20 protein-coding genes and 1 tRNA gene are annotated in these 22,553 nt (G+C 66.8%); 4 read left to right on the top strand and 17 right to left on the bottom strand.

The genetic code is table 11. The annotated features are described in order from the left end of the window. The first annotated feature begins 30 nt into the window (after positions 1-30). Positions 31-1,443: a GTPase HflX gene (gene hflX, locus ACFFDA_RS14040; protein WP_404481068.1), complete on the top strand. Its 1,413-nt coding sequence runs from the start codon at positions 31-33 to the stop codon at positions 1,441-1,443. A gap of 40 nt (positions 1,444-1,483) precedes the next feature. On the opposite strand, the gene mazG is transcribed toward hflX, so the two are convergent. The 10 genes from mazG to ACFFDA_RS13990 all read right to left on the bottom strand — a co-directional run bounded on the left by mazG (position 1,484) and on the right by ACFFDA_RS13990 (position 10,626). Beyond that, positions 1,484-2,281 carry a nucleoside triphosphate pyrophosphohydrolase gene (gene mazG / locus ACFFDA_RS14035; RefSeq protein WP_404481067.1) on the bottom strand — a complete coding sequence of 266 codons (798 nt, stop codon included), beginning with the start codon at positions 2,279-2,281 and terminating at the stop codon, positions 1,484-1,486. Positions 2,282-2,332: 51 nt separating this feature from the next. Beyond that, positions 2,333-2,518, bottom strand: a complete 186-nt coding sequence (locus ACFFDA_RS14030; RefSeq protein WP_404481066.1) for a hypothetical protein — start codon at positions 2,516-2,518, stop codon at positions 2,333-2,335. Between the two features lie 10 nt (positions 2,519-2,528). Further along, positions 2,529-3,311 (bottom strand): MBL fold metallo-hydrolase, encoded by a 783-nt coding sequence (locus ACFFDA_RS14025; protein WP_404481065.1) that lies wholly within the window; start codon positions 3,309-3,311, stop codon positions 2,529-2,531. Further along, positions 3,308-4,099 (bottom strand): TatD family hydrolase, encoded by a 792-nt coding sequence (locus tag ACFFDA_RS14020; protein ID WP_404481064.1) that lies wholly within the window; start codon positions 4,097-4,099, stop codon positions 3,308-3,310. Before ACFFDA_RS14020 ends, ACFFDA_RS14025 begins: the two co-directional genes overlap by 4 nt. Next, positions 4,099-5,658 (bottom strand): methionine--tRNA ligase, encoded by a 1,560-nt coding sequence (gene metG / locus ACFFDA_RS14015; protein WP_404481063.1) that lies wholly within the window; start codon positions 5,656-5,658, stop codon positions 4,099-4,101. The genes ACFFDA_RS14020 and metG overlap by 1 nt, the downstream gene beginning before the upstream one ends. A gap of 89 nt (positions 5,659-5,747) precedes the next feature. Next, a complete protein-coding gene (locus ACFFDA_RS14010) occupies positions 5,748-6,722 on the bottom strand; it encodes an AAA family ATPase (protein WP_404481062.1) in 975 nt (324 codons plus the stop codon). Further along, the gene (gene tmk / locus ACFFDA_RS14005) at positions 6,719-7,372 is read right to left on the bottom strand and encodes a dTMP kinase (RefSeq protein ID WP_404481061.1); all 654 of its coding nucleotides are present in this window, start codon (positions 7,370-7,372) and stop codon (positions 6,719-6,721) included. Before tmk ends, ACFFDA_RS14010 begins: the two co-directional genes overlap by 4 nt. Then, positions 7,369-8,526: a D-alanyl-D-alanine carboxypeptidase family protein gene (locus ACFFDA_RS14000; RefSeq protein WP_404481060.1), complete on the bottom strand. Its 1,158-nt coding sequence runs from the start codon at positions 8,524-8,526 to the stop codon at positions 7,369-7,371. The genes tmk and ACFFDA_RS14000 overlap by 4 nt, the downstream gene beginning before the upstream one ends. A 56-nt stretch (positions 8,527-8,582) precedes the next feature. Continuing rightward, on the bottom strand, positions 8,583-9,608 hold the full coding sequence (locus ACFFDA_RS13995) for an SPOR domain-containing protein (protein WP_404481059.1): 1,026 nt from the start codon (positions 9,606-9,608) through the stop codon (positions 8,583-8,585). After that, entirely contained in the window at positions 9,592-10,626 is a 1,035-nt protein-coding gene (locus ACFFDA_RS13990) for a lytic transglycosylase domain-containing protein (RefSeq protein WP_404481058.1), read from the bottom strand. The genes ACFFDA_RS13995 and ACFFDA_RS13990 overlap by 17 nt, the downstream gene beginning before the upstream one ends. Positions 10,627-10,944: 318 nt before the next feature. On the opposite strand from ACFFDA_RS13990, the gene ACFFDA_RS13985 reads away from it, so the two are divergent. After that, positions 10,945-11,034, top strand: a tRNA-Ser gene (locus ACFFDA_RS13985). Between the two features lie 602 nt (positions 11,035-11,636). On the opposite strand, the gene ACFFDA_RS13980 is transcribed toward ACFFDA_RS13985, so the two are convergent. Both ACFFDA_RS13980 and acs read right to left on the bottom strand, forming a co-directional pair. After that, on the bottom strand, positions 11,637-12,926 hold the full coding sequence (locus ACFFDA_RS13980; RefSeq protein WP_404481057.1) for an adenylate/guanylate cyclase domain-containing protein: 1,290 nt from the start codon (positions 12,924-12,926) through the stop codon (positions 11,637-11,639). Positions 12,927-13,167: 241 nt separating this feature from the next. Further along, the gene (gene acs, locus ACFFDA_RS13975) at positions 13,168-15,117 is read right to left on the bottom strand and encodes an acetate--CoA ligase (protein WP_404481056.1); all 1,950 of its coding nucleotides are present in this window, start codon (positions 15,115-15,117) and stop codon (positions 13,168-13,170) included. Between the two features lie 273 nt (positions 15,118-15,390). Here acs and ACFFDA_RS13970 point away from each other — a divergent pair, with 273 nt between their 5' ends. Next, the gene (locus tag ACFFDA_RS13970; RefSeq protein WP_404481055.1) at positions 15,391-15,708 is read left to right on the top strand and encodes a PilZ domain-containing protein; all 318 of its coding nucleotides are present in this window, start codon (positions 15,391-15,393) and stop codon (positions 15,706-15,708) included. A gap of 76 nt (positions 15,709-15,784) precedes the next feature. On the opposite strand, the gene lpdA is transcribed toward ACFFDA_RS13970, so the two are convergent. The 4 genes from lpdA to ACFFDA_RS13950 are packed head-to-tail and all read right to left on the bottom strand — an operon-like array spanning position 15,785 to position 19,313. Next, positions 15,785-17,200, bottom strand: coding sequence for a dihydrolipoyl dehydrogenase (lpdA, locus tag ACFFDA_RS13965; protein WP_404481054.1), 1,416 nt, complete (start codon positions 17,198-17,200; stop codon positions 15,785-15,787). A 4-nt stretch (positions 17,201-17,204) separates the two neighbouring features. Next, positions 17,205-17,585 carry an acyl-CoA thioesterase gene (locus ACFFDA_RS13960; RefSeq protein WP_404481053.1) on the bottom strand — a complete coding sequence of 127 codons (381 nt, stop codon included), beginning with the start codon at positions 17,583-17,585 and terminating at the stop codon, positions 17,205-17,207. A 2-nt stretch (positions 17,586-17,587) separates the two neighbouring features. Next, positions 17,588-17,989 (bottom strand): acyl-CoA thioesterase, encoded by a 402-nt coding sequence (locus tag ACFFDA_RS13955; RefSeq protein WP_404481052.1) that lies wholly within the window; start codon positions 17,987-17,989, stop codon positions 17,588-17,590. Position 17,990: 1 nt separating this feature from the next. Further along, positions 17,991-19,313 (bottom strand): pyruvate dehydrogenase complex dihydrolipoamide acetyltransferase, encoded by a 1,323-nt coding sequence (locus tag ACFFDA_RS13950; RefSeq protein ID WP_404481051.1) that lies wholly within the window; start codon positions 19,311-19,313, stop codon positions 17,991-17,993. A gap of 172 nt (positions 19,314-19,485) precedes the next feature. On the opposite strand from ACFFDA_RS13950, the gene ACFFDA_RS13945 reads away from it, so the two are divergent. Continuing rightward, complete coding sequence (locus tag ACFFDA_RS13945; RefSeq protein ID WP_404481050.1) at positions 19,486-19,941, top strand: universal stress protein; 456 nt, start codon at positions 19,486-19,488, stop codon at positions 19,939-19,941. Between the two features lie 157 nt (positions 19,942-20,098). Here ACFFDA_RS13945 and rnr read toward each other — a convergent pair whose 3' ends face one another. Next, positions 20,099-22,396 (bottom strand): ribonuclease R, encoded by a 2,298-nt coding sequence (gene rnr, locus ACFFDA_RS13940; protein WP_404481049.1) that lies wholly within the window; start codon positions 22,394-22,396, stop codon positions 20,099-20,101. Positions 22,397-22,553: the final 157 nt, after the last annotated feature.

The raw sequence follows: 22,553 nt of genomic DNA, 5'->3' as shown, positions 1-22,553 counted from the left end.
GTCTCACTCTGATTGCAAAGCTGAACCGATTTGACCGATGAATTGAAGGACGAGGTCACGCGCGGCGCGCGTGCCCTCGTCGCCTATCCGCAGATGCGTGGCCCCAAGGGCCAGATGGCCGACCTCGATCCCGAAGCGCGGCTCGAAGAGGCGAGGGGCCTTGCCCTTGCGATCGGCCTCGAAGTGGTCGAAGCGATGGCGATCGTCATCCGCGACCCACGGCCGGGCACGCTGTTCGGCGAAGGCCAGATCCAGAACATCGCTGTCGCCTGCGCGCAGAACGAGGCCGAACTGGTCATCGTCGACGGCTCGCTGACCGCGATCCAGCAGCGTAACCTGGAAGAGAAGCTCAAGCGCAAGGTCATCGACCGTACCGGCCTGATCCTCGAGATCTTCGGCGAGCGCGCGGCGACGGCGGAAGGCCGCCTCCAGGTCGAACTCGCGCACCTCGACTACCAGGCCGGCCGCCTTGTGCGAAGCTGGACCCACCTCGAACGCCAGCGCGGCGGCTTCGGCTTCCTCGGCGGTCCGGGCGAAACCCAGATCGAGGCCGACCGCCGCCTGATTCGCGATCGCATGGCCAAGATCCGCCGCGAGCTGGAGCAGGTCCGCCGCACGCGCGGCCTTCACCGCGATCGCCGCGAGAAGGCGCCCTGGCCGGTCGTCGCGCTCGTCGGCTACACCAACGCCGGCAAGTCCACCCTGTTCAACCGCCTGACCGGCGCCGAAGTGATGGCGGAGGACCTCCTGTTCGCCACGCTCGACCCGACGATGCGCTCGGTGCGCCTGCCGGGCCTCGAAAAGGCGATCCTGTCGGACACGGTGGGCTTCATCTCGGACCTGCCGACCCAGCTCGTCGCCGCCTTCCGCGCAACGCTGGAGGAAGTGACCGCAGCCGACGTCATCGTCCACGTCCGCGACATCGCCAATCCCGATACCGACGCGCAGAAGCGCCAGGTCCTCGACGTGCTCGCCGATCTCGGCGTGCTGCAGCCGCAGCCGGACGAACGGGCACTGCGCCGGGCGGCCGTGGAGGAACGCGCGCAGGGCTGGGCCAAGGAAGATGCCAACGAGGGCGAGGTCAGCGCTCCGCTGATCCCGATCATCGAGGTCTGGAACAAGTGGGACCTGCTCGCCCCCGAGCAGGCGGCCGCCCTGCGCGAGGCGATAACCCACCGCGATGGCGAGACGATCGTGCCGGTCTCGGCGCTGACCGGCGAAGGCTGCGACGACCTGCTCGCCGTCGCCAGCCGGACCCTGACACTCGATTCGAAGGTCTACAACTTCGTCATCCCCGCCGCAGACGGCCAGCGGATGGCCTTCCTCCATGCGCGTGGCGAAGTCGTCTCCGAGGACGACGCCGGCGAGGGGCCCGACGGCCCGCAACTGCGCCTGCAAGTGCGCCTGTCCGAACGCGAGCTGGGCCGCTTCACGGCGCTGTGATCGGTGCGAATACGTCGTCCCGGAATTGACCGGGGCGACGCTATTTGCCCAACTTTTCCAGAGCCTTGACTGCCTGCCAATAGGCTTCCTGCCGCTCCAGGGGCAAACCGGCGAACTCGACCTCGTCCCGTTTCGCCAAGGCTTCCATTCCCCGGAATCGCCGTTCGAACTTGGCGTTCGCCGCGCGCAGGGCATCCTCGGGAGCGATGCCGTTCAGGCGAACCAGGTTGACCGCCGCGAACAGCAGGTCGCCGGCTTCCTCCAGTTTCTCGGCATCCGCCGCCTCGGCCAGCTCGGCCATTTCCTCGTGCACCTTGGCGGCGGCGCCGCTCGGATCGGGCCAGTCGAACCCGACGCGCGCCGCCCGCTTCTGGAGCTTTTCCGCGCGCATCAGGGCCGGCAGCGACACCGCCACGCCGTCGATCGCACTGGTCGCGCCCTTGGCCGCACGTTCCTTCGCCTTGAGCTGCTCCCAGCGCTCGGTCTGCGCATCGCCCGAGGTATCGTCGCCGAAGATGTGCGGGTGGCGCGCCTCCAGCTTGTTCGAGATCGCGGCGGCGACGTCGGCGAACGCGAAGTGCCCGAGTTCCTCCGCCATGCGGGCATGGAACACGACCTGGAGCAGAAGATCGCCGAGTTCGTCGCGCAAGGATGCGAGGTCGTCGTGCGCGATGGCTTCGGCGACTTCGTAGGCTTCCTCGATGGTGTAAGGCGCTATCGTGGCGAACGTCTGCTCGCGATCCCATTCGCAGCCGGTCTGCGGATCGCGCAGGCGGGTCATGATGGACAGGAGGCGATCGATCTGCGCGTGTCGGGCTTGGGTCACTGTTGCGGCCATCTCGAAGTGATAATAAGGATTATGTTAAATAAAGGACGGGCGCGTGGGCGCTCAAGGCTCGATCCTGAAGCCGGACACCTGGATCAGGAGTACCAGTCCGATGATGATCGCCGCCCAGATCGCGGCCATGCGCAGTGCCTTGCCGGCGCCGAGCGATCGCACCCCGGCGTTGCGGAAAGCCAGGACCAGGCAACCGACGATAGCGATCACGGAGACGATCTGGCCCATCTGGTTCATGGCGTTTGCGTCACGGCGTTATCACCAATCCATCGTAGCCGACCTGCACATGCGCAGGCACGGATGCGCTCAGTGTGGCATAGTCCATGCTCTTGTCGAGATGCGTCAGCACCACGGTTCCGGCCCGGCAGACTTCGGCCAGTTCGAGCGACATCGCCAGGTGCGCGTGTGTCGGATGCGGTTCGCGGCGAAGACAGTCCACCACCAGCACGTCGCAGCCGTAGAACAGATCGATCATGCCACGTGTGATCTCGTTGAAATCCGTGGCGTAAGCGACTGATTTCCCATCCGCATCGAAGAGGAATCCGGTCGAATCCATGCCCCCGTGCGGCATCTGCGTGTGGCCGACCCGAAAGCCCTCGCACAAGCGCAAGGTATCGAGGTTGTCGAGCGTGATGAGCGTGGGATAGCCGTGTTGGCCGGCGAAGACATAGCCGAAACGCTGACGCAGCCGGCGCACCGTCTCCGCATCGGCGAAGCCCGGGATCGGTCCCGCGCGGCCGTAGCGCAGCGGGCGCAAGTCGTCGATGCCGTGGCAGTGGTCGGCGTGGTCGTGGGTCCAGAACACCGCGTCGAGGCGATGGATCTCATTGGCCAGAAGCTGGGCGCGCAAGTCCGTCGGCGTATCGACGAGGATGCGCGCGCCCGCATCGCTTTCCAGCAGGATCGCGACCCGGGTGCGCCGGTTGCGAGGCTCCTCCGGGTCGCACAGGCCCCAGTCGGCCTTCCCGTCCTCGCCACCAAGGCGCGGCACTCCAGTCGACGTGCCGCTGCCGAGGATCGTGACCTTCATGCCGGATCGCCCGCATATCGGGCCTTGGTGAACAGGCCGAAGAAGTTGCGCGTCGTCGTCTCGGCGAGATGGTCAAGGCTCACACCGCGCAAGTCCGCCACGAAGCGCGCGGTGTCGGCGGTGAAGGCCGGCTCGCACTTGCGGCCGCGGTGCGGCACCGGCGCCAGGAACGGAGAGTTGGTTTCCACCAGGAGACGATCTTCAGGAATGGTCTCGACTACCGCCTGCAAGTCCTTGGCATTCTTGAAGGTCACGATTCCCGAAATGCTGATCGTGAGGCCGAGGGCGAGCACCTTGCGACCGAAGTCGGCACTGGCGGTGAAGCAGTGGATGAGGGCGGGGAAAGCCCCCTTCCCCATCTCGTCCTCGAGGATGGCGGCGGTATCGTCCTCGGCATCGCGGGTGTGGATGATGATCGGCAAGCCGGTTTCGCGCGCGACCGCGATATGGGTGCGGAACAGCGCCTGTTGTACCGCACGGTCGGACTTGTCGTAATAGTAGTCGAGCCCGGTCTCGCCGATGCCGATCACGCGCGGGTGCGCGGCGGCTTCAAGCAGGGCTCCCTCGCCCAGGTCCGCATGCTGGTCCGCCTCGTGCGGGTGGATGCCGATCGAGGCCCAGACGTCCGGCTCGCGCGCGGCGGTGGCGACCACGCGGTCCCATTCGCGCTGGCGGGTCGAGATATTGAGGAACCCCGCGATCCCCGCCTCGCGCGCACGGGCAAGGACGCCCTGCTGGTCTTCGACCAAGCCTTCGTACTCAAGGTGGCAGTGCGAATCGATCAGCATCAGGCGGTCACGTCCTCCGGCAGTTCGAGGCGCGGGAACACACCCACCGGCTTGTCGACCCGGTAGCCTGAGGCCACCAGTGCCGCGACCCAGTCCTTATCGGCGAGCGCCGCATAATCGCGAGCGCCGGCGGCCTGGCCCATCTGGTCGAGCAGGGCGTCGATCGCCGTCGGCACCACCGGCCGCACGGCGATGGCGAGGTCGCGCACGACGCGGAACAGCGCCATCAGCACCGCTTCCATACGCGCCGGGTCGGACTTGCGCAGCGCCCAGGGCGCCTGTTCGTCAACATACTGGTTGCAGGCGAAGACGGCGCGCATCCAGGCCTCGAGGCCGTCGCTGAAGGCAAGGTGGCTGAACGACTTGCGCAGGCCGGCGATCCCGTCGGCGACGGCGGCGAATAGCGCGGCGTCGGCGTCGGTTTCCGGCAGGTCGGCCTTAACTTCGCCATCCATGTTCTTGAAGATCATGGAAAGACTGCGCTGCGCAAGGTTGCCGAAGCTGTTCGCGAGTTCCGCGTTCGCGCGCGTCACGATCGCTTCGGGCGACCACGACCCGTCCTGCCCGAATGCCACTTCGCGCAGCAGGAAGTAGCGCACGGCATCGACGCCGAAGGTGTCGGCGAGGCCTACCGGGTCGGTGACGTTGCCGAGCGACTTCGATTCCTTGACGCCGCGATTGAGCAGGAAGCCGTGGCCGAACACCTGCCGGGGCAGCGGCAGGTTCGCACTCATCAGGAACGCCGGCCAGTAGACCGTGTGGAAGCGGACGATGTCCTTGCCGATCAGGTGGAGGTCCGCAGGCCAGTACTTTGCGTAGTCGCCGTCCTCTTCGGGGAAGCCGAGCCCGGTGATGTAGTTGGTCAGGGCATCGACCCAGACGTACATCACATGGCTGTCCGAGCCCGGCACCTTGATGCCCCAGTCGAAGCTTGTGCGCGAGACCGAGAGGTCGCGCAGACCGCCTTCGACGAAGCGCAAGGTCTCGTTGTTGCGGCTGTCCGGTCGGATGAAATCGGTGGATGCGTAGAGTTCGAGGAGCTTGTCCTGGTACTTCGACAGACGGAAGAACCAGGATTCCTCGACGGTCCATTCCACCGGCGTGCCTTGTGGCGACAGTTTTTCACCGCCCTCGCCCGTGACCAACTCGCTTTCGTCGTAGTAGGCCTCGTCGCGCACCGAGTACCAGCCCTCGTAGCGATCGAGATAGAGGTCGCCGGCGGCCTCCATTCGCTTCCACAATTCCTGCGTGGCGGCATGGTGGCGCGGCTCGGTGGTGCGGATGAAAACATCGTAATCGATGTTAAGTTTGTCGCACATATCGATGAAATGTTGCGACATTTCGGCAGCCAGCGCGGCCGGCGTGATGCCGAGGTCGCGCGCCTTCTGGGCCATCTTCAAGCCGTGCTCGTCGGTGCCGGTCTGGAAACGGACGTCGAACCCTTCCGCCTTCTTGAAGCGGGCGATGACGTCGGCGGCGATCGCCTCGTAGGCATGGCCTATGTGCGGCTTGCCGTTCGGATAGCTGATCGCGGTCGTGATGTAATAGGGCTCGCCCATGCGGCGTCGCGCTTTCTCTGATGTTTACGGTACGAAGTTCATGTGCATTCTCAACTAGGCCGCAACGTTCGGACCTCGGCGAAAATGCCTTAGCGTGCCGCTTCTCTAGGCATCGCCGCCGAGGCCAGCAACCCGCCAATTTCCATTATGAGGAGTCCGGCATCGAAATTGTAGGTCGCGGCCTGGGTAGACAATTTCGTCAGCACGCCATGCGCCTCGATGATTCTCATCTGCCGGTGGCGCGGCGCGGCGCGCAATTCGTGGACCAGTAGCGAACGCGCGAGTTCGAGCGTGGCCACCTGCCGGTCCCGGGCCGGGCGCGCGCCCATGGCGTCTGCGAGAAGCCCTCGCAAGTGGAACCGATCGTCGCCATCGCGCAGGATACGCATCATCAGCGCGTGGATGCCGCCGAGGTCGTGCTCGAGAAAATCGAAGGCGATGCCGGGCGAACCATGCGCGGCGGCGATGGCGGCGGCGCGCGTGGCATCGTCGGACAGGGGTACGTCGCGGCGGATCGCGGCGTCGAGTTCGTCCGCTCCCAGCGCGGCGAAGCGCAGCACGCGGCAGCGCGAGCGGATCGTCGGCAGCAGGCGGCCGGGCTGATGGGTGAGGAGAAGAAAGAACGTGCCCGCGGGCGGCTCCTCCAAGGCCTTGAGCACGGCGTTGACCGCGCCCTTTTCCATGTCGTCGGCCGGATCGATGACGATCGCACGCTTGTCGCCTAGCGTCGGCTTGGTGGACAGGCGCCGGATCATCTCGCGCACTTGGTCGACGGTGATGTTGCGCTTGGTCTGGAAGGGCTTGCCTTCGGCTTTCTTCTTCGCCTCTTCGTCGTTGGCGGGAAGGTGCTCGAGGACATGGATGTCGGGGTGGCCGTCGACCTCCGGCACCGGGGTACCGGGCAGGCGCACCAGTTGCGCGGCGGCGGCGCGGGCGAAGGCGCGCTTGCCCAGGCCCTTGGCGCCGCTCAGCAGCCAGGCATGGTGCATGCGCTCGGAGGCGATGGCGGCAAGCCATTCCTCCCACGCGGCGTCCTGGCCGATGAAGGGTTTCGGCTCTTTCACGCCAGCAACGGACCGAGCGCGGCAAGGACCAGCGCATGGGTCTCCTGCGGATCGCCATTGCCGTCGATGCGGGCGAACCGGGCCGGTTCGGCCTGCGCGAAGGCGCGGAACGCGCTGGCGACGCGGGCGTGGTAGGCGCCGTCGCGCCCGCCGATGCGGTCGGTTCCGTCGACGTCGCGCAAGGCGAGGCGCTCGATGGCGACCTCGGGGACCACTTCGACGAGGAGCGTCAGGTCGGGCAGCAGTCCTTCGCTGCCGATCCGGTGGAGCAGGCCGATGTCGACATCGGACAGGCCGCCGCCACCGCCCTGGTAGGCGCGGCTCGAATCGAGGTAGCGGTCGCAGATCACCCATTCGCCGCGGGCCAGAGCCGGCCGGATCAGCCGGTGGACGTGATCCGAACGCGCGGCGGCGAAGAGCAGCGCCTCGGCGCGCGGGTTCCAGCTTTCGCCGTCATCGCCGTCGACGCCCTGGAGCAGCAGCGAGCGGATCGCCTCCGCCCCCGGCGTGCCGCCCGGCTCGCGCGTGACGACGACGCCCAGCCCCCGTGCACGCAGCGCGTCGGCGAGCAGGCGGGCCTGGGTGGACTTGCCCGCCCCTTCCCCGCCTTCGAGCGCGATGAATCGTCCCTGGATCGTGGCCTGCGTCATGTGAAGAGGTTGATAAGCCCGTTCCACAGCCTGTCCAGCGTGCCGGCCTTGGCGACGTCGCGTCCGGCGTAGAGCGGTACCCGGCCGGGTGCGAGGCCGGCGACGCGGATTTCCAGCTCGGCCACCTGCTCGCCCTTGCGGATCGGCGCCTGGATCGGGCCGCGATAGTGGACGGCAAGGGTAATGCCGGGCTTGCTGCCGCGGGGGATCGTCGCGTGGAGCTCGCGATTGGCGACCAGCGGCAGGCTACGCGCGTCACCGCCCTGTACCCGGGCCTGTGCCACCGTCTGCCCCTGGTCGAAGAGATGCCGCGTGTCCCATGCAGCGAAGCCCCATTCGAGCAGGGCCTTGGCCGCATCGTCGCGCACCTTGGGCAGCGGGGAGCCCGCGAGCACCATGACGAGCCGCCGCCCGTCGCGCTCCGCGGTGCCGAGGAAGTTGTAGCCGGCCTCTCGCGTGTAGCCGGTCTTTATGCCGTCCGCGCCCGGAACCACACCCACTGTCGGGTCGTGGCTGCGCATGACCACGTCGCGCCAGAACCAGCGCTTGTGGCCCGAGAATTCGCGGTAGAGATCGGGGTAGCGCGTAATCATCGCATCGGCGAGCCGCACGAGGTCGCTGGCGGTGACGTAAGTATTGCCTTCGTCCATCCACCCGTTCGGCGTGTTGTAGTGGCTGCGCGTCATGCCGAGGCGGCGGGCTGCGTCGTTCATCTTGGCGGCCCACGCCTGGATGCTGCCGGCGTAGCCTTCGCCCAGGACCACGGCGGCATCGTTGGCGGATGCCGTCATGATCCCGTGGAGCAAGTCGCGCGTGGTCGGAAAATCCTTCGTCGTCAGGTACATGTTCGTACCTTTTGCAAACCATTCCCGCTCCGTCTCGGGCCGCTCGTTGAACTTGCGATCCAGGCTGAGGCGACCTGCGCCGATCTCCTCGAAAGCGACGTAGGCGGTCATCACCTTGGTCACCGAGGCGGGGAGGAAAGGTGTGTCCGGATGGCGCTGCTCGAGCACCTGGCCCGACCCCAGGTCAACGAGGATGCTGACGGGGATCGGCGCCAGTTGTGGCGGCGGCGCGGGGATCGCGGCCGCGGAGGCGCCGGTCGGCAGGGCGACGGCAAGGGCAAGCTTCAGGACGTTCGCAAAGGACTTCAAGACCCGTATTCTCCCGCGCGCCGATGGCGCCTGGTTTCGCGCGGGAGCCGTTCAGGTCATTCCGCGCTCTGGATTCGTGCGTCCCTATAGCCCGCACCCTTGGCCTTCTCCAGCGCCGCGGCGGCTTGTGCACGGTTGGAATAGCCGCCGAGACGCACGCGCCAGAATTTGCCCGCCTGCGAGACGCTGCCGCCGAGCTGTCCCGCGACCTTGCGAGCCGAAGCCTCGGACGAGAACGCGGCGACCTGGACGACGAACGCATTCCTAGCCGCCGTCGAACCTGTGGCGGGACGCGCCGGGATCGACGCCGCGGGGGGCCTGGGCGCCGGCTTGGCTGCCGGTTTGAGCGAGGGCTTTGCCGGAGCGGGTGCGGCGGCAAGTGGCGGCTTGGCGGCAGCGGGTTGGGCCGGCGCAGCTTTCGCCGGCGCAGGCTTGGTCTTCGCAGCCGGTTTCGTCACCGCCGGCGCGTCGGAAGTGGCCGGGGGCGGAGATGGCAAGGCGGACGTGGCAGGCAGGGCAACAGGCGGCACCAGCGGCGACTGGTCTACCAGTTTGCGGCGCAGCACCTTGAGCAGGCCTTCGGGCGTCGCCATGCGATCGGGGGCTCGGCCGCCATTGCGCAGCAGCGCGCGCTCCTGTTCCGGGGGATTGACGCGGCGCACCCGCACCGGCCCACCGCCGGGAGCGAGGCCGAGCTGTGCCGACGCGTCGGGCGAGAGCTGTACCAGCGCATCGTTGCTCATCGGCCCGCGCCGCTCGATGCGCACGAGGATCGTGCGTCCGCTGTCGAGCGCGGTGACTTCGACGTAGCTGGGCAGCGGCAGCGTCTTGTGCGCGCCGGTGACGCCGGAGCCTTCGCCGACGATCGCTTGCCCGACCGCGTCGTAGTTGAGCTGGTCGACCGGGGTCCACACGGTATTGCCGATGGTGAAGGGCTCGCCCACCACGACGGGATAGTCGGCGGCGGGACCGGTGACCGGCAGGTCCGGCGGCGGCTGCCGGCGATCGGCGGCATGGGCGCCTCCGGCTCCCAGCAGGATCAGCGCCGCAAGCGGCAGGGCGTGGTTAACGGGAAATCTCATCTGCAAGCAACCCCACGGACATGGCGTAGTAGTTCGAGCAGTTGTACTGGAGGATGACCCGATAATTCCCGGTTAACAGCCAGGCCGGTGTTCCCGGTCCATCCGGCTGGAACAGCGAGGCGAGCACGTTTCCGCCGATCGGCGCCTGTGCCGTCACGCCGAGCGCGCGCCATTGCGACACGGTCTTCCACTGCGAATGACGGGCGTGGACCCGGTCGCAGCTCGGCGCAGAGAGCTTGGTGGCATAGGAATCGACGGTGAACCCGCTCGGCAGGCTGGCCCGCACGCCCCAGGGCTGGCCCGGACGCCAGCCGGCGTCGCGGAAGTAGTTGGCGATCGAGGCGATGGTGTCGGCCGAGCTGGTGAAGATGTCGGCCCGCCCATCGCCGTCTCCGTCCACCGCGAGGCGCAGGTAGACGCTCGGCAGGAACTGCGGATAGCCGAAGGCCCCTGCCCAGCTACCTTTGAGCTGGCTGCGCGGGACGCCGCGGTCGACCATCTTCATCAGCGCGATCAACTCGCCCTCGAACAGCGCCCGGCGACGCCCTTCCCAGGCCAGCGTGGCGAGCGAGCGGGCGAGATCGAAGTCGCCGGTATAGCTGCCGAAATTGGTCTCGTGGCCCCAGATTGCGAAGAGGATCGGCCCGGGAACGCCGTAGCGCCGCTCGACCTGTGGCACGATCGACGACAGGGAGGCATAGCGCGTCCGCCCCCGGGCGATGATCGAGCTGCCGACGTGCTGCGAGATGTAGGGCGCCAGCGCCGGCGGCGCCACCTGGCGTCCGGGTTGCGCGGTATCGAGCGCGATGACCCGGTCGTTGGGCGTGAGGCCCGTCAGCACGTTGGTTATGGTACCCTCGCTCACGCCCTGCGCGCGGGCATGGGTCGCCACCTGCTGGAGATAGGCGGGGAAGCTCTCCGTCTGGGCGCAGGCCTGCATCGCGGGCATCGGCGCCACGACGAGGGCAAGGGCGAAGGAAGGAAAACGAAGCGAACGCAGGATGGATCGGAATGTCATCGTGGTTCAACTTCGCACAACGGGCCCGGGTTGCAAATGCCTCCTCGCCCATGCCCGTGGACAGCCGCCGCACGCCCGGTGCCCTTCGCCGATCGGACATGCCTGCGTATTGCCCCTCTTGCGCCCGCGTCACATTGAGCTATGCGCGCAAATCAGGTGCAAGCGGTAAGGGGTGGCCCAGGCGGCGATCCCGAAAGCTGCCGGAGCTTTTTGCCCCGGCGTCGGTATGGAGAGTGTTTACAAAGGGTTGGCAAGACCGGGAATGAGTGGGCGCAACCTCCCGCTAGCCCGTCAAGGCATTGCCCCCCGATAGGGTATGGAAGCGTGGCCGAGTGGTTGAAGGCACTAGTCTTGAAAACTAGCGACGGGGTAACCCGTTCGTGGGTTCGAATCCCACCGCTTCCGCCATAATCATTTAAAAAATATAGATAAAACGTCATAGAAATTTTGAGCGGGGGCCATCCGCAAGTTTTGGACCTGCTATCGCAGCCATGGTCGGCTCCTTCGATTCGACGTCCATTGAGCGCTACACCGCCGGTTCCGCGCGCGAGATCGGCCTGCCCTGCCGCGCCGGTCTTGGTGTAGATGCTTTTCGAGTAGCCACGCATCGTCTCAACCTGCAGGCCGAGGTCCCGCGCCGCCTCGGAGATCGAGCGCCCGCGGCAGAGTTCCAGCGCCAGGAGCACCTGTGGCGGTGCCGCCTCGAATGCCTTCACCTACGATCCCGAACTCAATCTCATCTACATCGGCGTCGGCAACGGCTTCCCTTGTGCTTAGGCCAAGCGCATTTCCGGCGGCGCGGCCACTGCGAGGCGCTGCGCCACTTCCTGGGCATCCGGGCGATGCATGTGGCTACCATTTCCCGGTTGATCGGGAGACCGGCTCGTCCCCTGCGCGGGCGCCGGTGGCGGCCGTCCTCTTTGCGGCGAGCGCGGCGATCTAGGCCTTCATCGCCAGCCACGATCTTGCGGGATAGTCCTGCGACCATTCGCGAGGCCGCAAAGGCCGACCTATACGCGCAGTTCGTAAACGCCGTGCCGCGCCTCGCCGACCGGAGACGCCTGGTACGCTATCCGGTCCCGCAGCGAGCGCGAGAGGCAGATGGTGTCACGTCCACGAGGCGCCTGCTCGCACGTCAGCGCGGCCTCGTTGACGACGGCGCCCAGGACGGTGAGACGCCGGAACTGGCGATGACCGATTTCCGTCCGCGTGACCGGGCCGGTGGAAAGCCCCAGCCGGACGAACAGCGTCTCGGTGCCGCGGTACTGGATCGTCGCCCATCGTTGCCGCAAGGTCGCGAACGCAGTCACCATCTTCAACGCGGCGTCGACCGCATCGGTCTGGTGATTGCCGGCCGATCCGATGCCGCCGAAGATGATCAGCATGCCATCGCCGATGAACTGGTCGATCACGGCGTTGTAGGACAAGGCGATATTGCCCAGAGCCTCGAAATACTGATTGAGGATGTCGTTCACGACGCTGTTGTCGAGATGGTCGAACAGCCTGCTGTAGCCCGACAGGTCGACGAACATGATCGTCGCCGAAAAATCGTTGCGACGCGGGGAATAGCCCAGTTCCCCGAGCTTGGCGGGGTCGGAGACGAATTCGCCCACCAGCGTCGACAGGGCGTTGCTCAGTTCGACTGCCCGTTCGACGTCCTGGCCGTTGAACCTCCCTCCCCGCTTGTTGACGAACTGCGCCACGCCCTTCAGGTCGCCGCGATAGTACAGGCATGCGCATAGCGTCTCGTCGGTCTGGTATTCGGCGACCTTGTCGGTCTGCTGAGAGAACGTCGTGCCATTTTGCGCCGGGCTGGCGATCGTGGCCGAACCCGAAAGGAAGACCTGGCCCGACATGCTTGTCTCGATGGGAACGCGGACCGAGCGCAGCTTCGCCCCCTGCGGACCGCTGGCACACAGGAATACCAGTTCGTGCGGGCGGTCGCCCGGAACCATCGTGGGGGCCGGCACGAGGATCGAATAGTCCTTCGCATTCAGGCGCATGGCGATGTCGGCGATGTTCGCGGTGATGAGATCGAGCTGCGATTGCAGTAGCGCCCGTGTCTGGAGGACGGCACTGTAGCGTGCTTCGAGTTCGACGAACCGCTCGGCCGACTGGTCGAGTTCGGTGCGCTTGGATGTCTCGAGACTGTCGATCTTGTCCTTGAGCCGCCGGGTATCCCCCTCGAGCCCGTCGATCTTGGCCTGCGCGCCCATTTTCGCGAGGTAGACCGCGATGCCGGCAACAACCGGCACTGCCGCGATCGCCAGCCCGGTGGCGATCGGACCTGCGTTCGACATTGCCGAAACAAATTGTTCCCAAGCCGACATGTCGCGCAGAGTATTGTCTTTCCGCTATTCAGGCAATGGTCGTCACGCGACAAGTCGAGCGCCCGATTTCGCTTCTCCGCGATCCGATCCGGTTATGAATCGCGTTCGCGCCGACTTCTGGTTCCGGGCCCTCGCGAAAGCGAGGGCCCGGGGTTTTGAGAAAAGCAACCAGAGCGTGCGGCTGCGCGTGCTCTATCGATCGACCTCCCGTTCAGGCCGTGGCCGGCTGGGGCCGGTTGGCGATCAGGTTGTCGACCACCGAGGGATCGGCCAGCGTCGAGGTGTCCCCCAGGTTCGAGAAATCGTTCTCGCCGATCTTGCGCAGGATGCGGCGCATGATCTTGCCCGAGCGGGTCTTGGGCAGACCCGGCGCGAACTGGATGACGTCGGGCGTGGCGATCGGGCCGATCTCGTGGCGGACCCACGCGATCAGTTCCTTGCGCAACGCTTCGTCGGGCTCGACTTCGGCATTGGTGGTGACGAAGGCGTAGATGCCCTGCCCCTTGATCTCGTGCGGCATCCCCACGACTGCCGCCTCGGCGACCTTGGGGTGGGCGACGAGGGCGCTTTCGACTTCCGCCGTGCCCATCCGATGCCCCGAGACGTTGATGACGTCGTCGATGCGGCCGGTGATCCAGTAGTAGCCGTCCTCGTCGCGACGGCAGCCGTCGCCGGTGAAGTAGGTGCCCTTGAAGGTGCTGAAATAAGTCTGGAAGAAGCGGTCGTGGTCGCCCCACACCGTACGCATCTGGCCGGGCCAGCTATCGGTGATGACGAGGCAGCCGTCGCCGGGCCCCTCGATCTCCAGGCCCTCGGTGTCGACCAGCTTCGGCTGGACGCCGAACATCGGTCGGGTGGCGGAGCCGGGCTTGAGTGCGGTGGCGCCGGGCAGCGGGCTTATCATGACGCCGCCGGTCTCGGTCTGCCACCAGGTGTCGACGATCGGGCAGCGGCCTTCGCCGACGACCTCGTGATACCAGGCCCAGGCCTCGGGATTGATCGGTTCGCCCACCGACCCCAGCAGACGCAGCGACTTGCGGCTGGTCTTCTTCACCCAGTCGTCGCCCTCGCGCATCAGCGCGCGCAGGGCGGTCGGGGCACCGTAGAAAATCTCCACGCCGAACTTGTCGACCACCTGCCAGAAGCGGCTGGGATCGGGGAAATTGGGCACGCCCTCGAACATCACGGTCGTCGCGCCGTTCATCAGCGGACCGTAGACCACGTAGGAATGGCCGGTCACCCAGCCGATATCGGCGGCACACCAGTAGACCTGGCCGGGGCGATAGTCGAAGACGTACTCGTGCGTCATCGAGGCCCAGACCGCATAGCCGCCGGTGGTGTGCAGCACACCCTTGGGCTTGCCGGTGGAGCCCGAGGTGTAGAGGATGAACAGCGGGTCCTCGGCGTTCATTTCCTCCGGTTCGCACTCGGCGCTCTGTTCGGCGACGGCGGAGGCCCAGTCGACGTCGCGGCCCTCCACCATCGGCACGCCGGCGCCGGTGTGGGCGAGGACGATCACGGTATCGACGCAAGCGCACCGGTTCACCGCCTCGTCGACATTGGCCTTGAGCGGTACTTTCTTGCCGCCGCGCAGGCCCTCGTCGGCGGTGAGGACGATGCGGCTGTCGCAGTCGGTGATGCGGCCCGCCAGCGCGTCGGGGGAGAAGCCGGCGAAGACGATCGAGTGGATCGCCCCGATCCGCGCGCAGGCGAGCATGGCGATCGCCGCCTCGGGCACCATAGGCAGGTAGATGGTGACGCGCTCGCCCTTGCGGACGCCCTTGGCTTTCAGAAGGTTGGCGAAGCGACAGACCTGCTCGTGCAGTTCACGGTAAGTGATGCGGCGTTCCGGATTCGCCGGGCTGTCGGGCTCCCACAGGATGGCGATCTCGTCGCCCCGGGTCGCCAGATGCCGGTCGAGGCAGTTGGCCGAGAGGTTCAGGGTGCCATCGGCGAACCACGCGATGCCGAAGTCCTCTTCGTGGAAGCTGGTCTGCTTGACCACGCCGAAGGGCTTGATCCAGTCGAGCCGCTGCGCTTCCTGGCGCCAGAACCCTTCGGGATCGGTCACCGAGCTTTCGTACATCTCCTGATAGCGGGCATCGTCGATCAGCGCGTCGCGGGCCCACTGCGCGGGAACGGGATATACGGCCTCGGCCATCGTCGGTATCTCCTCTCAACTCTATTCCGACCGGCTCGCCGGCCTTGCTGCAGTCTTATCGCGGCACGCGAGGGGCCACGACACTGGACATTGGTCTTAGGCCGAACATGGCGGCGGTTGCGGTCCTGATCAAGGCGTCACCGCAGTTCGGGGCGCGGCCGGTCGCTATCGCCGCGACACGCTGGCGAACCAGCGTGTCGTTTCCGCGGGTAGGGCGCTAACCTCTTGGTAACCCTTAGGCGGCAAGCGTCTGTGCCGCCCGAGGAGTTACCATTGCAACACGACAGGACCAACGGCCCGAACGACGGGCACGCGCCGCGTTCCACGCGAATCGGCGTCGAAATCCTGTGCGAGGTGCGGCAGGGCACGCGCCCGTGGAAAGCGGCTCGGCTCGAGGATCTTTCGCCCGGCGGCTTCCGCATCGCCAAGCTGCCAGACGCCCGCCCCGAAGTGCCGCTGCGCATCCGCATTCCCGGGCTCCAGTTGCTCAGCGCGCGCATCTGCTGGGTTCGAGACGGCGCCGTCGGCTGCGAATTCGCCGAGCCGCTGCATGTCGCGGTGTTCGAGCACATCGTCAGGGCTGCGGGGTAGGCATAGTCCTGGCGCTGCAACGAAAAAAGGCGGACCTCGCGGCCCGCCCTTTCACGTCACGTCCGGACCCCAAAGGTCACATGTGGAGCGCGCGCCCGTAAGCGGCGAGCGTCGCCTCGTGCATCGTTTCCGAGATCGTCGGATGCGGGAACACGGTGTTCATCAGCTCGGCCTCGGTGGTCTCCAGCGTCTTGCCGACGACGTAGCCCTGGATCATCTCGGTCACTTCCGCGCCGATCATGTGGGCGCCGAGCAGTTCGCCGGTCTTGGCGTCGAACACCGTCTTGACGAAGCCCTCGGGCTCGCCGAGCGCGATGGCCTTGCCGTTGCCGATGAACGGGAACGTGCCGGCCTTGACCTCGTAGCCGGCTTCCCTGGCCTTGGCCTCGGTCATGCCGACCGACGCGATCTGCGGGTGGCAATATGTGCAGCCCGGGATGTTGTTGCGGTCGAGCGGGTGCGGATGGACGTCCTTGTTGCCCAGTTCCTTGGCGATCGATTCGGCGGTGGTGACGCCTTCGTGGCTGGCCTTGTGAGCAAGCCACGGACCCTTCACGCAGTCGCCGATGGCCCAGATGCCGGGCACGTTGGTGCGGCCATAATCGTCGACCTTGACGAAAAACTTCTCGTCCGGCTCGATCTTGAGGTCTTCCAGGCCGATGTTCTCGACGTTCGGCACGATGCCGATGGCGACGATGACGTGGCTGAATTCCTGCGTCTCTTCCTTGCCGCCCTTGGGCGTGATCTTGACGCTGACGCCTTTGTCGGACGCCACCACGTCGCCGGCCTTGGCGCCGGTGAGGATCTTGATGCCCTGCTTGGTCAGCGCCTTTTCGAGGAAGGCGGAGACGTCCTTGTCTTCGACCGGCACGATGCGGTCCATCATCTCCACGACCGTCACGTCGACGCCCATGTCGTTGTAGAAGCTGGCGAACTCGATGCCGATCGCGCCCGAACCCAGGACCAGCAGCTTGCTGGGCAGTTCCTTGGGGGTCATCGCGTGGCGGTAGGTCCAGATGCGATTGCCGTCGGCCTTGGCCTTGGGCAGATCCCGCGCGCGGGCGCCGGTGGCAATGATGATGTGCTTGGCCGACAGGGTCTCGGTACCCTTCTCGCCCGTGACTTCCAGCTTGCCGGGCGCGACCAGCTTGCCGGTGCCCATGTGCACGGTGATCTTGTTCTTCTTCATCAGGTGCGTGACGCCCTGGTTGAGCTGCTTGGCCACCCCGCGCGAACGCTGGACCACGGCGGCGATGTCGGCGGAGATGTTGTCCGCGGCCAAGCCGTAGTTCTTGGCGTGCTTCATGTGGTGCAGCACTTCGGCCGAGCGCAGCAGCGCCTTGGTCGGGATGCAGCCCCAGTTGAGGCAGATGCCGCCGAGCAGCTCGCGCTCGACGATGGCGGTCTTCAGGCCGAGCTGCGAGGCACGGATCGCCGCTACGTAGCCGCCGGGGCCGGAACCGAGCACGATGACGTCGTAAGTATCAGCCACTGAATCAACTCTCCTGTTCGATAGCGCGGGGCCTGCCCGCATCGTCGATCGCTACGAAGGTGAAGACCGCTTCGGTCACTTTCACCTGTTCTTCCTCATGACGGTGGCGCCGCCAGGCCTCGATGGCGATGGTCATCGAGGAACGGCCCACCTTGCGCAGGTTCCCGTAGACGGAGACCTCGTCGCCGACCTTGACCGGCGAATGGAACTGCATGCCGTCCATCGCGATGGTGACGGCGCGGCCATGCGAATGGCGCGCGGCGATGAGGCCGGCGCCCATGTCCATCAGGCTCATCAGCCAGCCGCCGAAGATGTCGCCATAGGCATTGGCATCGGCCGGCATCGCGGTGATGCGGATGACGGGTTCGCGGTATTCTCGGGCCATGTTCAATCAACCTCGACCGCGGCGGCCAGCGGGTCAGACAGCCTTTGCGGCCGATCGTCCGCGCCCAGCGCCACGAACGTGAAGATGCCGGCGGCGACCTCGACCTGGTCCTCGCTCGCCCGCGCCCGGCCGAAACCGCGCGTGGCGACCGTCATCGAGGTACGCCCCACCCGCGAAACGCGGGCGTAGACGTTGAGTTCGTCGCCCACCAGCATGGCGCCGGGGAAGGTGAAATCGGTCGCGCCGACGACCACTGCCTTGAAGCCGGTGCGCCGGGTCACCAGCGAGGCGGCGCCGAGGGCGAGCTGGCTCATCAGCCAGCCGCCGAAAACGCCGCCGTAGGGATTGAGGTCGGTGGGCATCGCAGTGACGCGAACGACCAGGTCTCCGGCCTCGTGGTCCATGTCAGGCGACCATGCCGAGCGGATTTTCGACGTAGGCGCGGAACGCGTCCATCAGGCGCGCACCGTCGGCGCCGTCCACGGCCCGGTGATCGAAGCTGCCTGTCGCTGTCATGATCGTCGCTACTCCCAGCGACCCGTCTGGCATGACCCATGGACGCTTGTCGCCTGCCCCTATGGCGAGGATGGTGGCCTGCGGCGGATTGATGACGGCGGTGAAGTGCTTGATCCCCATCATGCCCATGTTGGAGATGGACGCGGTGCCTCCCTGGTATTCCTCGGGCTTGAGCTTGCCTTCCTTGGCGCGCGCGCCCAGGTCCTTGGTGGCCTTGGCGATGGCGGAAAGCGACTTCTCGTTCGCACCCTGCACGATCGGGGTAATCAGCCCGCCCGGGATCGACACCGCCACCGAGATGTCGGCACGCTCGTAGCGGATCAGCTCGTTGCCGGCGAAGGTCACGTTGCATTCCGGCACTTCGATCAGCGCGAGGCCGAGCGCCTTGACCAGCATGTCGTTGACCGAGACCTTGACGCCCTGCTTTTCGAGCGCGGCGTTGATGTCGGCGCGCAGGGCCATCAGCTTGTCGAGGCGCACATCGACCGTGAGGTAGATGTGCGGCGCTTCCTGCATCGACTGCGTGAGGCGGCGCGCGATGGTCTTGCGCATGCCCGACAGCTTCTCGACCGTGTGGGGGATGCGCGCGTCGAGCAGGGCGCGGGTCTCGGCGGCCATCTCGACCGTGTCGGGCTTGGCGGGAGCGGCCGTGTCGTTGGCGGCGGCAGGCGCGGCCTTCTTCGCCTTGGCGGTGCCCGGCTGGGCGGCTTCGACGTCGGCCTTGACGATGCGACCGTTGGGGCCGGTGCCGGTCAGGCCTTCGAGGTCGACGCCCTTGGCAGTGGCGATGCGCTTGGCGAGCGGGGAAGCGATCACGCGGCCCTCCTGGGTTGCTGCGGTGGTCTTGGGAGCAGGAGCGGCGGCAGGCGCCGGTGCAGCGGCCGGTTCGGCAGCCTTGGCCTCGGCCTTGGGAGCCTCTTCCTTGGGCGCCTCGGCCTTGGCCGGAGCCTCGATCGCGGAGGCGTCCTCGCCTTCTTCGGTGAGCACGGCGATGACGGTACCGACCTTCACGCCTTCGGTGCCTTCCGCGACAGTGATCTTGCCGATCACGCCTTCGTCGACGGCTTCGAACTCCATGGTGGCCTTGTCGGTCTCGATCTCGGCCATGATGTCGCCGGAGGAAACCGTGTCACCTTCCTTCACCAGCCATTTGGCCAGTTTGCCTTCTTCCATCGTGGGAGACAGGGCGGGCATCTTGATCTCGATGGGCATGGAAACTATCGCGTTCCTTGTTATCCGGGGGAGGTCCGAAAATGAGATTTGGCCCTTCCTTGGACAAGTTGACGCTTGCGCACAAGCGCCGCGCAGTTTCTTTTTTCGCAACGGTGGTGGCTTGCGCTGCAGCCTTCGCGTATCGATAAGCCCGACGGAGAGGGAACAGCCGATGCGCGTCTATCTGGTCATTGTCGACGAAAGCGAGGAAGCGCTCGTCGCCCTGCAGTTCGCCGCACGCCGCGCGGCCAAGACCGACGGGGCCCTGCACTTGCTCGCGCTCGTCCCGCCGCAACCCTTCAACGCCTTTGCCGGGGTCCAGGCCACCATCGAGGAAGAAGCCCGCGCCCGCGCCGAAACGCTGGTGACGGCGGCGGCCGGCAACCTTTTGTCACAGGGTGCGAAGATGCCGGTAATCTCGGTCCGCGTGGGCGAGGACATCAAGGTCGTGCGCAAGTACCTGGAGGAACATCCGGAGGTTTCCGCCCTGGTGCTCGGCGCCGCGCGAGAGGGCGGGCCCGGGCCACTGGTCTCGCACTTCACCGGGGCGGGCATGGCGCATATGACCTGCCCGGTGTTCGTGGTCCCTGGCGGGCTGGACGCCGAGGCGATCGAGCGGTTCAGCTAGGCCGAGCCTTGCGCATCGTCCCGGGCTGGACCCGGGACCGCAGGATACTCCTGAGCCGATGGCGCGCGATGGGCAACTGCGGCCTCGCGGCCTGACGCAAGTTCGGTGGGGCCTTGCCACGGTCCCGGATCAGGTCCGGGACGACGTGTCTCGCGTCCTATCTCTTGCTCTTGCCCTTACCCTTGCCCTGGTGCCGGATGTTCGCCGGACGCCCGCGCTTGCCGACCAGATGCCCGCCCCGTTTTGCAAACGCCTGCTGCGGGCGGCCGCGCGGTTCGATGCGGCCGCCGCCTTCCTCCAGTTCGAACTTGAGCGCACCCGTAAGCGGGTTCGCCTCGGCCAGCCGCAGCCGCACGACCTGGCCGACCGCATAGGCGGTGCCGGTCTGCTCGCCCACCAGCACGCGGGCCTTCTCGTCATAGCCGAACCGTTCGTCGCCGAGCGTCGAGACCGGCACCAGCCCGTCGCCGCCGAGGCTCAGGATCGTGGCGAAGAAGCCGAACTTCTGGACCCCAGTGATGCGGCAGTCGAACACCTCGCCCACGCGGGCCGAAAGCCAGGCGGCGACGTAGCGGTCGATGGTCTCGCGCTCGGCTTCCATGGCGCGGCGCTCGGCGGCGCTGATCGCCTCGCTGACCCGGCCGAGATCGCCGCGGTCGCGCTCCGACAGGCCGGAAGTCGCGGGGATGTCGCCCTGCGGCTTGGGCTGCTCCAGCCCATAGGCATCGACCAGCGCGCGGTGGACCAGGAGGTCGGCATAGCGGCGGATCGGCGAGGTGAAGTGTGCGTAGGACCCCAGCGCCAGGCCGAAGTGGCCGGCGTTGCTGGGGCCGTAATAGGCCTGGGTCTGGCTGCGCAGAACCGCTTCCATGATGAGCGCCTTCTCGCTCTCGTCGGCGATGTCCTTGAGCATGCGGTTGAACAGACCCGGCGTGATGACCTGCCCCATCGCAAGCTTCTTGCCGAAAGTCGCAAGGTACTCCTTGAGTGCCATGAGCTTCTCGCGGCTCGGCGTCTCGTGGATGCGGTAGACCACCGGCGCGACCTTGGCCTCGAGCGCCTTGGCGGCGGCGACGTTGGCGGCGATCATGAAGTCCTCCACCACGCGATGCGCATCGAGCCGCTCGCGGATGGCGATCTCGGTGATGCGCCCCTTCTCGTCGAGGCGGACGCGGCGTTCGGGCAGTTCCAGTTCGAGCGGGTCGCGGTCCTTGCGCGCCGCGGCCAGCGCCTGCCACGCGGCCCAGAGGTTGCGCAGGTGCTCCTCGGCCCTGTCGGCGTCGATGCGTTCCTGCGCGTCCTCGTAGGCGATGACCTCGTGGATGCGCACCAGCGCGCGGGTGAAGCGCCAGTCGGTGACGCGGCCGCCGGCGTCGATCTTGAGGTGGCAGGCCATCGCCGCGCGATCCTCGCCCGAGCGCAGCGAGCACACGTCGGCGCTGAGCACTTCGGGCAGCATCGGCACGACGCGGTCGGGGAAGTAGACCGAATTGCCGCGCTTCCTCGCCTCGCGGTCGATCTGGCCGCCGGGGCGCACGTAGAACGAGACGTCGGCGATGGCGACCAGCGCATCGAAACCGCCCTGCCCGTCGGGTTGCGCCCAGATCGCGTCGTCGTGGTCGCGCGCGTCGGACGGATCGATGGCGACGATGGGCAGGTGGCGCAAGTCCTCGCGGTGGTCATGGCTGAGCGGGAGCTTCGCGGAAAGCTGCGCCTCCTCCAGCGTCTCCTGCCCGAAGTGGTTGGGAATGCCGTGCTTGTGGATGGCGATCAGGCTGAACGCGCGCGGCGCCAGCGGTTCGCCCAGCACTTGCACCACCTTGACCGAAGGGCGCGCCGACTTGCCGATCGGCTCGCCCAGCACCAGTTCGCCGGGCTTGGCGCCGCCGAGGTCGGAGATCGGCGAGGAATTGCGCGTGCGCCTGTCGACCGGCGCCAGCCAGGGCTTTCCGGCCGTGTCCACCTCGACCACGCCGAGCACCTGGTCGCTGCGCAGCTCCAGTTTCTTCATCGGATAGGCGCGCCAGCCCGTCTCGCTCTCTTCGGTCCGCGCCAGTACGCGGTCGCCCTTGCGCAGCGCCGAGCCGCGATGCTTTCCCGGGCCCTTCTCGATCAGGCGAATGCGCGGCGGCGGGGTAGCGTCGTCCGGCTGCCAGGTGTCGGGCACGGCCACGGCCTCGCCCTCGTCGATGTCGACCACACGCAGCACGGTGACCCTGGGCAACCCGCCCATCTTGTGGAACGCGGTGCGCTTGCCGTCGATCAGGCCTTCCTCGGCCATGTCCTTGAGCAGCGCCTTGAGCTGGATCTTCTCCGCCCCCTGCAACCCGAAATGCCGCGAGATCTCGCGCTTGCCCGCGGGCTCGGAGGCGTTCTGGATGAAGTCGAGGATCTGCTTGCGCGTGGGCAGGCCGGGGGCGGGACGGTTCTTGGACGGAATTTTCTTGAAAGCCATGGCCCCAGCAATGGAGCCGATGACGCACCAATGCAATGGGCGCGGCGCGGGGCCATCTTCATTCGTCGTCCCGGGCTCGACCCGGGACCGTGGGCAAGGCCACGCCAGTTCGAGGACGGACGCAGCCTAGCAGTAGTCCATGGCGAGGTCTCGCCTC

Origin of the sequence: Novosphingobium sp. BL-52-GroH, assembly GCF_044813085.1 — a bacterium.
Lineage (GTDB): Bacteria > Pseudomonadota > Alphaproteobacteria > Sphingomonadales > Sphingomonadaceae > Novosphingobium.
This window is presented reverse-complemented; position numbering and strand designations above follow the sequence as displayed.

What these genes read in the sequence shown, in the direction of transcription:
- mazG (WP_404481067.1), bottom strand. Translation starts at nt 2,281, where the DNA reads ATGGCCGCAACAGTGACCCAAGCCCGACACGCGCAGATCGATCGCCTC.
- ACFFDA_RS14030 (WP_404481066.1), bottom strand. Translation starts at nt 2,518, where the DNA reads ATGAACCAGATGGGCCAGATCGTCTCCGTGATCGCTATCGTCGGTTGC.
- ACFFDA_RS14025 (WP_404481065.1), bottom strand. Translation starts at nt 3,311, where the DNA reads ATGAAGGTCACGATCCTCGGCAGCGGCACGTCGACTGGAGTGCCGCGC.
- ACFFDA_RS14020 (WP_404481064.1), bottom strand. Translation starts at nt 4,099, where the DNA reads ATGCTGATCGATTCGCACTGCCACCTTGAGTACGAAGGCTTGGTCGAA.
- metG (WP_404481063.1), bottom strand. Translation starts at nt 5,658, where the DNA reads ATGGGCGAGCCCTATTACATCACGACCGCGATCAGCTATCCGAACGGC.
- tmk (WP_404481061.1), bottom strand. Translation starts at nt 7,372, where the DNA reads ATGACGCAGGCCACGATCCAGGGACGATTCATCGCGCTCGAAGGCGGG.
- ACFFDA_RS13995 (WP_404481059.1), bottom strand. Translation starts at nt 9,608, where the DNA reads ATGAGATTTCCCGTTAACCACGCCCTGCCGCTTGCGGCGCTGATCCTG.
- ACFFDA_RS13990 (WP_404481058.1), bottom strand. Translation starts at nt 10,626, where the DNA reads ATGACATTCCGATCCATCCTGCGTTCGCTTCGTTTTCCTTCCTTCGCC.
- ACFFDA_RS13980 (WP_404481057.1), bottom strand. Translation starts at nt 12,926, where the DNA reads ATGTCGAACGCAGGTCCGATCGCCACCGGGCTGGCGATCGCGGCAGTG.
- acs (WP_404481056.1), bottom strand. Translation starts at nt 15,117, where the DNA reads ATGGCCGAGGCCGTATATCCCGTTCCCGCGCAGTGGGCCCGCGACGCG.
- ACFFDA_RS13960 (WP_404481053.1), bottom strand. Translation starts at nt 17,585, where the DNA reads ATGGCCCGAGAATACCGCGAACCCGTCATCCGCATCACCGCGATGCCG.
- ACFFDA_RS13955 (WP_404481052.1), bottom strand. Translation starts at nt 17,989, where the DNA reads ATGGACCACGAGGCCGGAGACCTGGTCGTTCGCGTCACTGCGATGCCC.
- ACFFDA_RS13950 (WP_404481051.1), bottom strand. Translation starts at nt 19,313, where the DNA reads ATGCCCATCGAGATCAAGATGCCCGCCCTGTCTCCCACGATGGAAGAA.
- ACFFDA_RS13945 (WP_404481050.1), top strand. Translation starts at nt 19,486, where the DNA reads ATGCGCGTCTATCTGGTCATTGTCGACGAAAGCGAGGAAGCGCTCGTC.
- rnr (WP_404481049.1), bottom strand. Translation starts at nt 22,396, where the DNA reads ATGGCTTTCAAGAAAATTCCGTCCAAGAACCGTCCCGCCCCCGGCCTG.